Origin of the sequence: Streptomyces sp. NPDC005494, assembly GCF_042872025.1 — a bacterium.
Classification (GTDB): domain Bacteria; phylum Actinomycetota; class Actinomycetes; order Streptomycetales; family Streptomycetaceae; genus Streptomyces.
Genome location: NZ_JBIAJR010000002.1, coordinates 754,012 through 769,632, shown reverse-complemented (window position 1 = coordinate 769,632; position 15,621 = coordinate 754,012). Strand labels below are relative to the sequence as shown.

The window sequence follows — 15,621 nt, the reverse complement described above, 5'->3', positions numbered from 1 at the left end:
GGCGGAGCAGAGCTCTATGCCGTGTCCGCGGCCGGTGGGGCTGCCCGGCTCCCCTCCGCGGGCATGCCGGACACGACGTCCAGCGGCAGGAGCCGGGGGCGCTTCGCGGTGCGGCCGTCTCCCGACGACCGGCCTCGCAGTCGGCGTCCGAGCCAGGGGCCGAGGAAGGTGACCGCCCAGCTCAGCTCGCGTCCTGCCGCTTGCAGGCGGCCGGGCGCCGACTGGGGCGGAAGTGGGTACGTCCACGCGTCGTCGAAGCCAGGCAGCTGGATGGCACGGGCCAGGGCCGCGGCGATCCGTTCGTGGCCGAGAGGGCTGGCGTGGAGGCGGTCCGCGGTCCACAGCCGCGGGTCGGTGGAGACGGAGTGCCGTGCGGTGTCGGCGACCACGACGCCGTGCCGGGCGGCTGCCTCGCGGATACGGGCGTTGAGATCGAACACACGGGATCTGACGGGCCGGGCGAGGGGCGCGATCTTTCCCACGTCGGGGAAGGTCAGAGTCACGACGTGGGTCCCGGCGCCTGTGAGGGCGGCGAACATCTCTTCCAGGTGGCCGGCCACCTCGGTTGCGTCGAACCGTGGCCGGAGCAGGTCGTTGACGCCGGCGACGACGGTGGCCAGATCGGGCCGCAGGGCCAGGGCGGGCCCCAGCTGTTCGGCACGCACCTGCGCGGCGACTCTGCCCCGAACGGCCAGATTGGCGTAGTGGAGTCGGGGTTCGACCGCCGTGAGGTGCTCGGCAAGCCGGTCGGCGAACCCTCGGAGGCCGGTGGTGTCGTCCCCGTCGCCGAGGCCTTCTGTCTGGCTGTCGCCCAGTGCGACGTAGCGCACGTACTCACCGCTCGGCACGGGTGGACTGCCTCTCCTTGAGAACGGCCGCGATCCTCCGGCACCAGTCCAGGTGTTCCTGTTCGAACGCCAGGCCGCGCAGGCAGGTCAGGTAGGGCCCGATGCGCTCGCCCCGGCGCAGGAACTCCTCCTCGGCGGTGTCGCCGCGCAGTTGCCGCAACAGCGAGCCGAGGAGCTCGATCTTGGCCTCGGCCGCGGACGCCCGCTCCTCGAGCTGCCCGATCACGGCCGCGGTACCGATGCGGTCGGCGACCTGGACCTTGACGAGCAGGTCGTCGCGGATGAACGAGGGCTTGGACACGGCCGCGGCGAACTCCTCCAGCTCGGCGCGGCCGGCGTCGGTGACGCGGAACAGGCGTTTGTTGGGCCGGGTCTCCTGGACCACCTGCCGGCCCGCGACCAGCCCTTCCTTCTCCAGCTTGGTCAACTCGGCGTACAACTGCTGGGGCAGGGCGTGCCAGAAGTTCGCCACGCCGATGTCGAACGCCTTCGCCAACTGGTATCCGCTGTACTCACCGTCCAGGAGCGCCGCCAGCACGGCATGCCGCAAGGCCATCGACGCAGCCCCCTCTCAAGTCGTCCCCGTCAGCCGCTGGCAGCATAGTAAACAAATTGAATAGTCGCATTCTTGACTATGAAGGGAACGCTCTCCGTCCACCGGTCGAGGACCACGGCGTGAAGCACCTCCGGTGGGCCGCGGCGCTGCGCATTCGCCCCGCTCCAGCGGCAGTTGTTCAGGGCCGGGCGGCGAGCACATGTCGGCGGAGATGCCGGGGCGACGTCTGAGTAGAGCGGGTGCCGAAGATGAGTACGACCGCTCACGCCGCGCCCGGGCCGGCCGCCGACGATGAGGATCAACTTCGTCGAGACCGGGAGACCGTCCATGCTCAGCCGAATCGCCGACGTGCTCGTGCCCGCCGTCGGCCGCCTGTCGGTCACCGCCGACCCGGAGGCGGCGCTCGCGCCGGGCAGCATCATCGCCGCCAACCACACGTCGCTGGCGGACCCTGCCATCGTGATCGCCGCCCTGCGCCGCCTCGGTGGAGCGGAGCCGGTCATCATGGCGGCGGCGGGGTTGTGGCGTGTCCCGCTGCTCGGTCGCGCGCTCGTCCGCGAGGGTCACATTCCCGTCTTCCGGGGCGACCGGCGCGCCGCAGCCGCGCTGGACGCGGCGGCCGACGCACTGGAGCAGGGGCGGCTGGTTCTCATCTACGCCGAGGGCGGGCTGCCGCGCCGCAGGGACGCCGAGGAGGCGGCTCCGGAAGCATTCCGCAGCGGCCTGGCCCGGCTCGCCGCACGCACCGGCGCCCCTGTGGTGCCCGTGGGCCAGGCCGGCGCCCGCCGGGTCACCTCGGGCAGCACGGTCAAGCAGCTCGCCGGGCTGGCGACGGCGCCCGTACGACGGCCGGGCCTGCATGTACACGTAGGCGCGCCGTTGGTCCTGACGGGTGATCACGCCCTTCGGACGGTGCGGGCGCGGGACGCGGTGACGACCGCCTGGCGGACGGCGGCTGCCCACCTGGGCGAGGCCGCGGCGCTCGCCGCCTGATCCGTGGCGGACCACTCGCCGAGCCGAGGCCCGCGCGGGGAGTGGATCCGGCACCGTCGCGCTCTGATGGTCCGGCACCGCCCGACGACGGGACGGGCGGAACCGGGACAGGGAGCGCCTCCCGGTGGCCGGGGGCGGGGAGGGCGTCCGGTCGAGGACGACCTCCCCGCCCCCGGCCACCGGCCTCACCGGCGGTCAGGACCGGCGGGCGTCTGGAGCGGCGTCGGCCGCCCGCCCCGAGGGGAACTGCCGCCGTGCCCTGACTGGCCGATCCTCACGCGGCCTGGATGAGCTCCGCGCGGCCGAACAGCAGGGCGTAGCCGGAGGGGAGCTGGGCGAGGACATCGTCGAGGAGGCCGGGGCCGGCGAGGTCGGCGACCGTGGCGAGTACCGCTCCGGTGTCCCATCGCACGGTGGCGGGAGTGCCCCCGGTGCGGGCGGCGAGGTCCTTGACGAATCCCCAGCCGGTGAAGGGCTTGGGGTCAGGGATCTGGGCCGCGAAGGTGCGGGCGGCTTCTGCGGGGAGGCATGCGGCGAGACGGACGCGTTCGTCCCCGGTGAGCTGACGGCCGAGGCCGGCCAGCACGGCGTGCGTGACGGCCTCGGCTCGCTCGCGTGTGGGGTACGCGCCCTCGTACCTGATCTTCTCCAGCATCTGACCGAACGTCATGCTCGGGGTGACGCGGGCCGTTTCACGAGGGGAGCGCATGGGTGGACTGCCCTTTCTGGGAGCGGCTGCCGCCGGTGACGGGGAGAGCCGGCAGCCGCGCTGGTGGTTGTCGGGGGAAGGTCCTGCAGAGGCCGGGCCCGGCGTGACCGACGAGGGCCTGCCCTCGGGGGCGGAAGTCACCCTCCCAGTCGGTCCGGTGCGTCACCGTGGGGCGGCCCGTTCCTCCGGGAACGGGCCGCCCCACGGTGCGGGGGGCCCGGGTCAGACGCCGATCTGCTTGTGGGTCGACGCGTCACCGATGGCGATCTTGCGGGGCTTGGCCCGCTCCGCGATCGGGATGCGCAGGGTCAGCACCCCTGCGTCGTAGTCGGCCCTGATGCGCTCCGTGTCCAGGGTGTCGGCCAGGACCAGCTGGCGGGAGAAGACGCCCAGGGGCCTCTCGGAGAGTTCCACCTGCACGTCGTCGCCGACGGTGAGGGGCCGGCGCTCCGCCTTGACGGTGAGCATGTTCCGTTCGACGTCGATCTCGATCGCGTCCTTGGCGACACCCGGCAGGTCGAGGGCGATCACGTACTCCTCGCCCTCGCGATACGCGTCCATCGGCATCGCCGAGGGCTTGGACCAGGTGCCGGAAACGCCCGTGAGCTGCTGGGCGAGCCGGTCGAGTTCGCGGAACGGGTCAGTGCGCATCAACATCGCGAAAACACCTCCATGGGTCAGGCAGAAACTGCCAATGCGCTTCGTCTGAGTCCGTTGTAACATGTCATCCAAACGATGACAACTACGATGTCGTCCGAAGGGTGACAGTGCGAAGGGGACCCATGAAGCCATCCCGACCAGGCGAACCGACGTCGTTCGCCGCTGCCACGACGGCGCTCAGCGCCATCGACGAGGCCGTCCGCATTGCTCAGGCGCCGCCCCCCGGCGAAGACTCCGCGGGGGAACAGGCCAGCTCCGAGCAGGCACTGGCCGCTCTGCTCCTCCTGCGGGAGCTGCGTGACCGACTGGCCGGGTGGGAACCGGGGCTGATCGAAGCGGCCCGCGCGGCAGGTACCAGCTGGGCCGACCTCGCCCAGCCCCTCGGCGTCACCAGCCGTCAGGCCGCGGAGCGCCGCTATCTGCGCGTACGTCCCGGGGCTCCGGGGACCACCGGCGAGCAGCGCGTGCAGGCCACCCGCAGCGACCGCGCGGCGGACCGAAGCGTCACCACCTGGGCACGCGACCACTCGGCGGACCTCCGGCAGATCGCCGGCCAGATCACCGCCCTCACCGACATCCCCAGTGCGCAGCTCACCCGGCTCTCGGCCGCCCTCGCCGAGGACGACGCCGCCCGTCTCATCGCCCCGCTTGCCGACGCCCACACACACCTGGCGGCCAATCACCCCGACCTGGCCGCGCGCGTCGACTCCATCAGCCGTCACACCGACCGGCTGCGCAAGGACAGCAACGACCAGCGGGGCGCGCTCTGATCCCTGACGCATGCTCCGTACGCAGGGTGTGCGGGGGTCCGCGCGTGCCGGGCGGCTCGGCCGGCTCCGCCGGGTACGAGAGACGTGGCGAGAAGCGGTGGGCCCCCGGCGATCCGCCGTGGGCCCACCTCGTTCCCGGCGCCCTACTCCTCGTCGCGCAGCCGGGCGGCCAAGGCGGTCAGCGGCTCGGCCTCCTCGGTGTGGCCGAGAGCGGACAGGCGCGATATCGCCGCGTCCAGGCGCAACAGCGCGGGGGCAGGTCGCTCCAGGTAGATGCCCTCCACAGCACCCGCGAGCCGGACGCACTCGGCCCACTCGGCCGCACGCTCCTCCTCCGCTCCCGGCTCGCCGAGCAGAGCGAGGGCCTTGTCCAGGGCGATCAGGGCGTCCTCGTACTCACCGGCGTACGCCTGGACCCGTCCGTGCTCGTAGGCCAGCGCGGTCTCCAGACTGCGGCCGTGCGTCTCGTACCCGGCCGCCTGGGCCTCCTCGGCGATCCGGCCGGCGTCGGCGAGGCGGGCCAGGGCGCCGGCCAGGCCGTCGGGACCCTGCCGCTGTGCCTGGAGGCGGGCGATCTCGCGGAGGCAGTTGCTGATCTGCTCGTAGCGCGGAGCCCGGGCGTGAGCGGCGAGTGCCTGGGCCGCGGCTTCGCCCGCCCGGTCGAAGTCGCCGGATTCACCGAGCAGCACAGCCGCCTCCGCGGCGATCATGGCGTGGCTGCCCGGGTCGTCGTCCCAGGTCGCCGACAGGGCAGCGAGTTCCACCAGTTCCACCGTGGCGGCCTTCACATCCTCCCCGGCGCGCAGCGCACGGGCGCGCGTGAGACGCAGCTGCGCCACGAGGCGGTCGTCCAGCTCCCCCGCGACCACGTCCGGCTCGCCGAGCAGGGAGTCGAGCAGGGCGATGCAGTCCTCGACACGACCGAGGTCCAGGCTGAGCTGTGCCGCGTTGCTGTACGTGCAGAACGCGTCCGTCCTGTTGCCGTCGCGGAGGTCCAGCTCAGCCGAGCGCGTCAGGTGCCGCAGCGCCTCCTCGGGGCGGCCGAGATGCATGCAGGCCTCGGCCAGATCGCTGTGGAGGCGGGTGGCGTCCCCCGTTCCGGCCGGCCAGTCGGCGGCCAGCCGCAGACCTTCCGACAGACTGGCGTGCGCGGCCTCCGCGTCCTGCAGTCCGAGCAGCAGCCTGCCCCGCAGACCGAGCACCCGGGGCAGGTGCCAGGCGGGCCCCTCCTCCCGGAGGCCGGGCAGAAGGGTGTCGACCTCCGTGATCGCGGCGGGCAGATCCCCTGACAGCGCATGAGTGGTGGCCCCCAGCATCCGGGCACCGGAGACCTGGCCACGGATCCCGTGCCGGGCCGCGAACGTGTGCAGCAGCTCCAGCTCGGCGAAGACCGGGGCGACATGGTCCTGGCTCCCCGATGCCTGCAACCGCAGACCGAGCGCCGTCGCACGCAGCCGCAGCAGGCGCGCCTCCTGGTAAGGGGCAAGGGCGGCAGCGTCCTCGTGCAGACCGACGATGGAGGCGTGCGCGGCCGTCAGCGCGGCGGCCCGCCTCTCGGGCCCCTCGCCGTCCTCTCCCGGGATTTCGGCCGCCGCGAGCACGGCACAGGCGCGGGCCACGGCTGCCTGACCCGGCAGGCCGCCGTCGTCGTACAGGCCTGCGGCCTCCTCGTGGAGCGCGGCGCAGTCCTCGAACGCGTCTTTCTCACCGGCCCTGCTCGCCTCGTCGTCCAGCAGGTCCGCCCGGAGCCGCACCAGCGAACCCACGGAGGGATCGTCGGGGTGGGCGTAGTCCGGGGTGGCGACGCGTATGCGGAGCTGTGCCCAGCATGCCTGTGCGTCCGGGTGCCCCTGCTCGTCCAGCGCCCGTGCCTGGAGAATGAGTTCGGGCAGCGCTTTCTCAGGCTCGACGGCCGTGCGGGCGGACGGGGCCACCGGGGCGGCCGGAGCCCGGTCGTCGAGGCTGCGGGTGCGCAGGGTGAGTTCCAGCGCGTCGAGGAGCGGGGCACGTTCCAGGCGCGCCGCGCGGCGGTCGGTGTGGGCCGTGGTCTCGTTGCGCGCGTCGAAGCGGGCGGCGAGGTCGTCGGCGCGGTCCCGCACCTCGGCGCGCAGGCCGGACACCGTCCAGGCGCGGCCGGCGAATCCGGCGGCGGGCAGGTCTCCGCGGCCGAGGACCTCGACGCGCTGGAGGAGGACTTCCACACCCGTCAGGAAGTCGAACTGCGAGAGCGGCGAGTCCACCTCGTCGAACAGGCTCCGGTTCTCGGCGAGCAGCTCCAGACCACGCGCCTCGTTGCCGGTCAGCGCGCAGAACTCCAGGTGACGGCCGACCTCCCCGGACATCGAGGTGTTGCGGCGGCAGCTGCGGTAGCCGGCCAGGTGCAGCCGGCGGGCCTCGTCGGTCCGGCCGGTGCGCAGCAGGGGCAGGAGGGCGTACGAGACGGAGCGGGCGGGCTCCTCCTTGCAGGACTCCGTTCCCGCCAGTACGGGCTCCCAGGCGCGCAGTGCCCGTTCGTCGTCGCCCGCCACGAGGTGGTACAGGGCGCGCTCGCAGATCTCGCATGCCTCGCAGTCGCTGAGCGGGGTGCGGGTGCGGCCGGCCCACAGCTCGTAGGCCGGGGTGGTGTCCTTCCCGAGGTGGGCGGCGAGCTGGTAGGCCTGCCCGTAGTAGGGCTGGAGGCCGAAGCCCTCCTTCTCGTACCGCTCGCCCATCTCCGTCAGCCACTGGCGCAGGCTGGCCAGCGGCATCTCGGGCAGCTGGCGCAGCGCGTTGGCCACCCACTTGAACCGCCAGAACAGGGTGTGGCGCAGGCGGGCGTCGAAGATGTCGGGCTGCTCGTCGAAGAGGGCGAGGAGCCGGGCGAAGACGACGGGTGACTTCCGGGGCTCGGAGCCGTAGGTGTACGCCTCCTGGAGTTCGAGGAGCGCGTGAATGAGCGGGACGGGCTCGTCGAACCGCTCCGCGGCGTCCACGAGCTCCTCGGCCGTGACGGTACGGATGCGGCCGTACGGGAGCCGGTCGTTCTCCTGGAGCGCCTGGTACAGCTCGTCGGTGGTCTGGGGTGCGGTCGGCATCGTCAGCTGTCCTTGCGCAGAGCGTGGGCGAGAAGGTCGAGGAAGGAGCGGTTGATCAGGCTCGATTCGGCCGGCCTGAGCGGACGCCGGGACAGCAGCGCGGCCTGTCCGTAGAGGGCTTCGGCACTGGTACGGGCCAGTTCGGGCTCGGCGATGGCGACAGCGGTGCGCACCAGCGGATTGAGCTGGTTGAGGATGAGCTGCGCACGCGGGGCCTCCTGCCGCAGGGCTCCCAGGATGTCGCCCCACAGGCCGCCCTCCTGCTCACGGGCCAGCTGGGAGCGGGTGCGCTCGTGCCTGGCCTCGCGACTGTCGATGAGGAGCGCGGGGGCGGACGCGGGCTGGAAGGTTCGCAGCGCGACGTCGCAGTCGAAGACGGCGAGGGCGTCACGGGCCAGCGCGAGGTACGGTGCGGCGGCCAGTTCGGTCTCGCGGTCGACCGGGTCGAGATGGGCGGTGAGGGTCGCCGGGTCGAGGTCGGCGACGGCGACCTCGGGCATTGCCTCGGGCAGCCGGTGCACCAGTTCACGGTCGTAGGTGTAGCCGCCGTTGACGACACCGAGCCCCGCGGCCGAGGCGATCGCCGCGACCTGCCGGAACTCCTCCACACTCGAGGTCACCAGCACGGTGCGATGGGCGCGCGCGAACTGGTCGAGGGTGCTGTGCCCGTCGGTGGTCTCGAAGGGGAGCCACGGCAGCAGCATCCGCAGGATCTCGTCGTCGTGCACGGCCAGCGACTTCACGGCGAGGTGGTGGACCTGCAGGAAGCGGGCGAGCAGGTCGGGGTCGCTGGCCGCCGCCCGGGCGATCCACGCGCGGAGCCGGTCGGCGAGGGCGTCACGGACGGCGGCGAGGGTGTCGTCCTCGTACAGGGACTCACGGGAGGCCGTCGGGCGGAGGCTCTCGGCGTCCACGACGCAGCGGACGAAGAACGCCCATTCGGGGAGGATCTCCTCGGCCTGCTCGGACAGCAGCATGCCTTTGACGTGCACGCGGTGGCCGTGACGGCGTCCGGCCGGTACCGCCTCGGGCAGCACGCAGGCGATGCCCTTCAGGCCCACGGCGGGGAGGTCCAGATCGATGGTGTCCAGCGGGGTGAAGCCGAAGACCTCCTCGCCGTACGCCGCCAGCGCACGCGCGCGCGAACCCGGCGTGGGGTAGGTGCGGGCCCAGGGCGCGGGCTCGGGATTGACCGGTACGCCCGGAGCGCCTCTGCCGTCGTCGAAGGTCACCGGGTGGCGCAGCAGGGAGCCGAAGTGCCGGGCCAGCGCGTGGACCTGCTCGGGCCGGGTCCACTCCCCCGCGTCGGTGCGCGGCGTCAGCGTGACGGTGGTGCCGGGCCGGGGCCGGGCGGAGGGCGGCAGGGTGCGGATGGTGTAGCTGCCGTCGCCGCGTCCGCGCCACTCGACCGCATCCGCGTCGGGGGTGCGGGCGGAGCGGCTCACGACGTGGATCTCGTCCGCGACGAGGAAGCAGGACAGCAGACCGATCCCGAACTGCCCGATGAAGTCGCCCCGTTGCTCGGCGATCCGCTCGGCGCGCTTGCTGCTGCGGCCGATCGTGGCGAGGAAGGTGTGTACGTCGGCTTCGGTGAGGCCGACACCGTCGTCCTCCAGACGCACCAGCGAACCGTCCGCGTACAGACGGATTCCGTAGGCGCCCGCGGGGGCGGTCGGTTCGAGGCCGTGCCGGGCGGTGAGCGCGTCCACGGCGTTCTGCAGCAGTTCGCGCAGGTAGACGCGAGGGCTGGAGTAGAGGTGGTGGGAGAGGAGGTCGACGAGGCCGCGCAGGTCCACCTGGAAGGTGTGGTCTGCGCCGGCCGGGTGCGAGGCGGTTTCAGGCAGAGTCATCGGGCAGTCCCTGAGGGGAGGGGCGACGGGCGGGCGGCGTGGGCTCAGGCGCGGCGGTTGCGGCGGGCGAACTGCTCCTCGGGCTCCGCGAAGTAGGTCCAGGGCCAGGTGGTGTAGGCACCGTCGAGCGTCTTGAAGACGCGCCGGGCCGTGTGACGTTCGCCGGCCAGCGACAGGGCCATGGCGAACATGTTGAAGTCGTTCTGCCAGCCCGGGCGCCGCACGTAGTCGGGGTGGAGAATGCTGTGGTCGGCCGCGTCCCGCAACTCGGCCCGGATCTCGGGTGTTTCGAGGCAGCCTTCACGCTCGGACTCCACCCACTCCTCGATGTGTGCCATGGCGATCACGCAGCCGAGACGGTGTCCCCGGGGCGTACGGGCGAGCGCGTCACGGGCGAAAGCCAGGGCCTGGCCCTCCTCGCCGCCCCAGCGGGGCTGCAACTGCGAGACCCACTCGACGTGTGTGTCCAGGTCCAGCGGTTCGCGGCGCAGAGCGGCGTCGAGCCGGGTCTCGTTGATCGCGGACCCCAGCGACATGCCACGGCCGGAAGTGAGGAGACGGCGCCACGGCGTGACCCATTCCGGCCGCAGCTCGGCGGCCTGGAACAGCTGCTCCTCGGCGATGTGGAGCCGCTCGTGGAAGATCTTCCACTGCTCCTGGGTCACGTGGACGGCACGCGCGGAACTGCGGGCCTCCCAGCCCCAGGCGATGTGACGGGCCCCGGATATCAGCAGGGCGGTCGCCCGGTGCTCCTTGTCGTCCTCGACGGCCCGGCCGATCCAGTCCTGCAGACCGTCGCAGTCGGCGAGCTCGCCCAGCACGTCGTGATCGCGGCCGAGGTCGAAAGGGCTCAGCGCCTGCTTGACCGCCTCCCAGTCACCGGCTCCGGCCGCCTCCGTGACTGCGAGCACCCGTGCGTCGCCGAGGGCGCGCAGCGTGTACATCCCGTTCTTCTGCCTGCGTGGGACGGGAAGGGCGTGCGGATCCGCCGCCGGTCTGTCCCCGCCCCTGTCGAACAGCTTGCCGAACATGCCGCGCCCTCCCCTGGACCTGCGTGATCATCCGGTGCAGCATAAGTGGCGCCACCGACATCACGTCCACAGGGTATTCACGGGGGCTTCACGAGCCCGCGCCTCACCGCCGGCCGCCCCCTGTTGCACCGCGCCCGGCCGCGACGCCTGGCCGATCTCATGGATCCCTGACGGGAAACGCGGGTGCGGACATGCGTCGTCCAGGACGCATCGGGTACGCGACGTGCGACAACGGCTCGCCCACAACGGGACGCTCACAGACGGGAGCATCGACATGACCGACCGCAGGCCTCCGGGCACCGCCTACACCGGGGCGACCGGCAGCCCGCCGCCCATACCCGCCGACATGCCCGATCAGCAGGCACAGGAGGGGGAGGACGCCCTCGACGTGATCCTCCCGCCGGGTTCCGAACGCCCCGAGGCGCGGCCCGCCTCCGAGACCGAAGAGGCGGACCCCGACGAGGCCGGCTCGGGCCGCAGCGCCGCCCGCAATGCCGGCGTCCACCCGGAGCACCCCACCCCGGACGAGTCCACGGGGTGACCCCTGGTCCCCGCCCGCGAACGCTCCCGCAAGGGCCGGCAGTCGCGGGCGGCCGGGCCGGTCATCGCCGCGCGACGCTCACGGCCTTCCGGGCCGACCGGCACGCCTCCGCGGGCTGGAAGGGCCCTTGTCCGCGGGAAGGACCCCCGGCCGTGGGCAGGGCTCCTGATCGTGTGAAGGGCGTCGCCCGCCGGGCGGCCCGCGCGCATACTGGGTTCATGGCCTCGTCCACGCATGCCGTCCCGGGTCTGCGGGAGCGGCTCGGCAGCGCCGTCTTCTCCCGGGTCGCCGGTCCCGCAGGACCGGAGAACCGCGCCCGCATCCACGAAACGCCCGGCCCGCGCTGGTTCGGTCCCGAACGGCCCATCCGAACCGTCCACGGCGACGCGTCCATGTTCATCGGCGGGCTACGCGCTCTCCTGCTGCAGTCCTTGCACCCGCTGGCCATGGCCGCGGTCGAGGCCCATTCCGGCTATCGCGGCGATCCCTGGGGGCGGCTCCAGCGCACCAGCACCTTCCTCGCCGTGACCACGTACGGGACGGCGGACGACGCACAGCAGGCGGTGGACCGGGTGCGGGCCGTACACAGTCAGGTGCGTGGGACGACCTCGGCGGGCGAGGTCTACCACGCCGCCGACCCGCACCTCCTCGGCTGGGTGCACGTGGCCGAGGTCGAGAGTTTCCTGCTCGCCCACCGGCGTTACGGGTCCCGGCCGCTCGACGCCGCCGGGTACGACGGGTACATCGCCGACGCGGCACGGGTCGCGGAAGCGCTCGGTGTCATCGACCCCCCGCGCGACCGGAAGGAACTCGCCGCCCGCCTCGGGGCCTACCGCGGTGAACTCCGCCCGACGCCGGAGGCACGCGAGGCGGCACGCTTCATCCTGTTGCACCCGCCCCTCCCCTGGGCCGCACGCGCGCCCTACGCGGTCCTCGCGGCGAACTCGGTCGCCGCGCTCCCCCGCTGGGCCCGTACGGCGCTGGACCTGCCCGCGCTGTCCGGCGTCGCCGAGGCCTGTGTGCGACCGACCGGTCGTGCCCTGACCTCCGCGATTCGCTGGGCCATGGCTCCGTCGCGCCCTACGGCGTGATCACCGGTGCGCGCCGGCCGCCCGGCCCCACGGGGTCGGGAACGTCGGGCTCGTCGCCTCGCCCACCGGTCGTGGCTCCGGTGGGCGAGGCGTTCGCGCTGGGGCCCCGGGTCAGGGCTGGATCGGCATCGACCAGCAGTTGGAGGTGGCCGCCTTGCCCGAGAGACGGTCGGTGAGCCAGGAGACGGCGTCGCCCTGGTCGGTGATGAGCGGGACCAGGTGGTTGGTGAGGATCTTGTCCCCGAGGTTCGGCAGGTTGATGGCGTCGTAGGTGACCTGGGCCCCCTTACGGCACCAGTCGACGGCCAGCTGACGGGCCTGCGCGTGGGGGACGATGTCGTCCTGGACCCCGGTGGCCAGGCGCACCGGGCCGGCGGGCTTGAGCGCGCCGATGCGCTGCTTGTCCAGGGCGGCCTTGGCGCGGCTGTCGGCCGCGATGATCTCGCCCATGGTCTTTCCGCTGGTGGTCCATTTGCTGCTCTTGGTGAATCCGTAGCCGAAGAGCGCGTCGCCGACGCACATCGTCGACGCGTCTGCCAGAGCGGCCTTGCCGGCGGCGTTGATGTTCGCGTCGACCACCGCGCGCAGGTCGGGGTCGGCCTGCGCGAATCCGCTGATCGACCAGGCCAGAGCACCGGCGAGGGCGCTGCCGTCGATGCCCTTCATGACGGAGGTGAGATCCGCCGGGGGTGCGCCCGCGTAGGTCCCGGCGAGCGGGACGTCGGGTGCGTACGAGGGCTGGAGTTCGGCGGCGGCGGCGCTGGCTCCGCCGCCCTGGCTGTAGCCGTACAGGCCGGTTCTGGACGCCGCGGTGACCGAGGCACCGGGGACCGAGCGTGCGGCGCGGGCCGCGTCCAGGAGCGCGTGTGCCTGGTCGACTCGGTTGACGTAGGTGTGCAGTCTGTCGGTGGTCCCGAGGCCGACGTAGTCGGTGACGACGACCGCGGCGCCGGTGGCCAGGAGCCGGTATATCGCCAGGGCTTCGTAGCCCACTGACACGGTGTCGCCGTTGAGGGTCAGAGGGTTCTGCAGGGCGAAGGAGGGCGCGCACTGGTCGCCCTGGCCCATGGTGCCCGAGGCCAGCGCGACCAGTGGGCGCGGCCCGGGGCCCTTCCAGGCGGCCGACGGCTCGATGTAGGCGCCGGTCACGGCCACCGGCTGTCCGGCCGAGTCGGTCGACCTGTACATCAGCCGGGTCGCGGTGCCCGGCATCGGACGGCCGTCCAGCCCGGGGATGCTCAGCCCGAGCGGCAGGGCCTCGGTGCGGACCAACGCTCCGTTCGTGACCGGCAGTTCGGTCGGCGGCGTGTAGAACGCGGGAATGGTGACCCCACGGGAGACGACCGGTTCCGGCGTCGCCGCGGAGGCCGGAAGCGCCGGCAGGCAGGCGCACACGGTGCCGGCGACGACGCCGGCGAGCACTCGCCGGCCGAGACGGGCGTCGCGACGGCCCGGCACCTCGGCCGGGCGCGTCGTGCTCCGGCCCGCGGAGGCGGGGAGACCGGGACTGGAAGTGGTTCTCCTGCGGCTCATGATGTGCTCCTCGTCCGTCATTCAGATGATCGTTTCGATGTCGTGGGCTGTGATCGCGTCCATCGCCCGTTCGGCGACGGCGGCGATGGTCATCGATGGGTTGCAGGCGCCGGTCGTGCCGGGGATCAGAGCGCCGTCGAGGACGTACAGGCCGCGTTGCCCGCGGACGCGGCCCTCCAGGTCGCAGACCGTGCCCATCGGCGCACCGCCCAGGGGGTGCCAGGTGCTGTTGACCAGGGCGTTCGTGTCCGTGAGGACGCCGATCCCCTTGGACACCTTCGCGATGCGCCGCTGGATGTTCCGGTGGCTGGCGGCGTCCCCGCCGGCGGGCCAGTGCAGCGAGACGGAGTCGGTGGCGGCGTCGTAGCGGAAGCGGCCGCGGTCGGGGCTCACCCCGAATCCGACGAGCATGGTCGTGCGCGTGTCGAGGCCCAGCGGCGGGAGTGACGCCTGGATGATCGTGTTCGCCGTTCCGGGGTCGTCCCACGCCTTGCTGCCGTAGACGACGGGTCCGCCCTGCTCGGCCCCGAAGTCCTCCTGCAGATTCGTCCACGCGTAGATGCGGTCGCCGTTCGTTCCCCACCCCTCTCCGAGGCCGTCGGGCAGGTCGGGGACGGCGCCGGTGGCTCCCGCCCGGACGAGAAGCTTGCTGGTGTTGATACTTCCGGCCGCCATGATCAGGGCGCGGGTCGAGAGGATTTTCTGTTCCAGCACGCGCCCCGAGTCGTCGGTACGGTCGACGTGCACCTCCCAGCGCCCGTCCGCCGCCCGGGCGACACCGGTGACGTTGTGGTGGGTCGCGAGGGTGACCTTCCCGGTCGCTTCCGCCTGCCTGAGGTAGGTCACGTCCACGGAGTGCTTGCCACCGTTGTTCACGCCCAGGGCGCAGTCCCCGTTCGTGTAGGACGGCTTCATCTCTCCACGCAACTCGGCCAGGGCGTAGTCCCAGTCGATCGGCATGGGGATCTTCTCCAGGCCGTAGCCGGCCCTGCGCACGCGTTCGGCGAAGACCCGTGCCGCGCGGTAGTGGGCGGTGCCGATCAGTTCGTCCGGAGCCGTGGCGAGCTGGAGCATGCGGGCGACCCGGGGGTAGTGGATCTCGTTCATGCGCAGGTAGTCGAGCTCCTGGGGCAGCCAGGTGTCGAAGACCGCCGCCGAGGGCTGCAGGGTCATGCCCTGGTAGACGAGCGATCCGCCGCCGACCCCGGCCGCGCAGACGCCCAGGATGTTCTTCCCGAGCACCGGCTCCAGGAGACCCGTGTAGGGGGCGAAGTCCAGCGGGGTGCCGATCAGTTGCGCGAGGGGCCTGACAGCCGACGGGAGGGTCCCGTACCAGAGCATCCGCTTGTCGAGGCCGGACACACGGGGGAATGTCTCGGCGTTCGGTCCTGTGGGCCATCGGCGGCCACGTTCCAGCACCGTCACCGGTACGCCCGCCTGCGCCAGCCTCAGCGCGGCGACACCGCCTCCGAAGCCCGATCCGATGACGACGGCCCGGTGTTCCTCCCGGACCAGGGCGATCCGGGCGGGTCCGGCGGAGGCGGTCGGCGCGGGGAGCGCGCCGGCGGCTGCGATTCCTGCGGCGCCGGTGAGCACGGCGCGCCTGCTGGGGGTGGGCATGAGCGGCTCCTTGAGGGGGGTGGGATGCCGTCCGTCGTGGTGGCTGTCCGGGCTGCGCAGGCGGATCCGGCCTGAGGCCGGCCGATGGCCCCCGGACCTGCCTCCTCCTGCCGTCGCACGCCGAATGCCGCGCGAAGCAGCAGAGTTACTCGCTGGTCACTTACGGCAGCGTAGGTCCGCGTGTCAGTCAGTGACAAGATGTCTGCATGCGTCATTTCTAAAGGGCTCGCTATGCTGCGGGGACAGCGGACGAGAGCGGGGCGAGGGTGGGCGAGGCGCTAGCTGCGGAACGCGGGCCGACGGCGGAAGCCGGCACCAAGCCGTCGCTCACGCAGCGTCGCAAGG

At 72.6% G+C, this 15,621-nt stretch carries 13 protein-coding genes; 4 read left to right on the top strand and 9 right to left on the bottom strand.

The window, feature by feature from the left end; all coding sequences use genetic code 11:
- Positions 1-14 precede the first annotated feature (14 nt).
- Positions 15-848, bottom strand: a complete 834-nt coding sequence (locus ACFYQ6_RS09215) for an SGNH/GDSL hydrolase family protein (RefSeq protein ID WP_388761967.1) — start codon at positions 846-848, stop codon at positions 15-17.
- Positions 835-1,404 (bottom strand): PadR family transcriptional regulator, encoded by a 570-nt coding sequence (locus ACFYQ6_RS09210; RefSeq protein ID WP_361576899.1) that lies wholly within the window; start codon positions 1,402-1,404, stop codon positions 835-837. Before ACFYQ6_RS09210 ends, ACFYQ6_RS09215 begins: the two co-directional genes overlap by 14 nt.
- 327 nt (positions 1,405-1,731) lie before the next feature.
- Here ACFYQ6_RS09210 and ACFYQ6_RS09205 point away from each other — a divergent pair, with 327 nt between their 5' ends.
- Positions 1,732-2,397, top strand: coding sequence for a lysophospholipid acyltransferase family protein (locus tag ACFYQ6_RS09205; protein WP_361576896.1), 666 nt, complete (start codon positions 1,732-1,734; stop codon positions 2,395-2,397).
- A 274-nt stretch (positions 2,398-2,671) separates the two neighbouring features.
- On the opposite strand, the gene ACFYQ6_RS09200 is transcribed toward ACFYQ6_RS09205, so the two are convergent.
- Together ACFYQ6_RS09200 and ACFYQ6_RS09195 are read right to left on the bottom strand one after the other, a co-directional pair.
- Positions 2,672-3,106 (bottom strand): DUF2267 domain-containing protein, encoded by a 435-nt coding sequence (locus ACFYQ6_RS09200; RefSeq protein WP_361576893.1) that lies wholly within the window; start codon positions 3,104-3,106, stop codon positions 2,672-2,674.
- 222 nt (positions 3,107-3,328) lie between these two features.
- Complete coding sequence (locus ACFYQ6_RS09195) at positions 3,329-3,763, bottom strand: Hsp20/alpha crystallin family protein (protein WP_356741339.1); 435 nt, start codon at positions 3,761-3,763, stop codon at positions 3,329-3,331.
- A 125-nt stretch (positions 3,764-3,888) separates the two neighbouring features.
- On the opposite strand from ACFYQ6_RS09195, the gene ACFYQ6_RS09190 reads away from it, so the two are divergent.
- The gene (locus ACFYQ6_RS09190) at positions 3,889-4,536 is read left to right on the top strand and encodes a type III effector protein (protein ID WP_361576889.1); all 648 of its coding nucleotides are present in this window, start codon (positions 3,889-3,891) and stop codon (positions 4,534-4,536) included.
- A gap of 143 nt (positions 4,537-4,679) precedes the next feature.
- Here the strand turns inward: ACFYQ6_RS09190 and ACFYQ6_RS09185 are convergent, their stop codons facing one another.
- The 3 genes from ACFYQ6_RS09185 to ACFYQ6_RS09175 are packed head-to-tail and all read right to left on the bottom strand — an operon-like array spanning position 4,680 to position 10,491.
- A complete protein-coding gene (locus tag ACFYQ6_RS09185; RefSeq protein WP_388761962.1) occupies positions 4,680-7,610 on the bottom strand; it encodes a hypothetical protein in 2,931 nt (976 codons plus the stop codon).
- A 2-nt stretch (positions 7,611-7,612) separates the two neighbouring features.
- Positions 7,613-9,460 (bottom strand): HSP90 family protein, encoded by a 1,848-nt coding sequence (locus tag ACFYQ6_RS09180; RefSeq protein WP_361576883.1) that lies wholly within the window; start codon positions 9,458-9,460, stop codon positions 7,613-7,615.
- Positions 9,461-9,504: 44 nt separating this feature from the next.
- The gene (locus tag ACFYQ6_RS09175) at positions 9,505-10,491 is read right to left on the bottom strand and encodes a hypothetical protein (protein WP_361576880.1); all 987 of its coding nucleotides are present in this window, start codon (positions 10,489-10,491) and stop codon (positions 9,505-9,507) included.
- Between the two features lie 274 nt (positions 10,492-10,765).
- Between ACFYQ6_RS09175 and ACFYQ6_RS09170 the strand changes: the two genes are divergently transcribed.
- Positions 10,766-11,032: a hypothetical protein gene (locus ACFYQ6_RS09170; RefSeq protein ID WP_356741332.1), complete on the top strand. Its 267-nt coding sequence runs from the start codon at positions 10,766-10,768 to the stop codon at positions 11,030-11,032.
- Between the two features lie 218 nt (positions 11,033-11,250).
- Complete coding sequence (locus ACFYQ6_RS09165) at positions 11,251-12,123, top strand: oxygenase MpaB family protein (protein WP_361576877.1); 873 nt, start codon at positions 11,251-11,253, stop codon at positions 12,121-12,123.
- Positions 12,124-12,234: 111 nt separating this feature from the next.
- Here ACFYQ6_RS09165 and ACFYQ6_RS09160 read toward each other — a convergent pair whose 3' ends face one another.
- Positions 12,235-13,656 carry a lipase family protein gene (locus ACFYQ6_RS09160; RefSeq protein WP_388761957.1) on the bottom strand — a complete coding sequence of 474 codons (1,422 nt, stop codon included), beginning with the start codon at positions 13,654-13,656 and terminating at the stop codon, positions 12,235-12,237.
- Between the two features lie 21 nt (positions 13,657-13,677).
- Entirely contained in the window at positions 13,678-15,276 is a 1,599-nt protein-coding gene (locus tag ACFYQ6_RS09155; RefSeq protein WP_388761954.1) for a GMC oxidoreductase, read from the bottom strand.
- Positions 15,277-15,621: the final 345 nt, after the last annotated feature.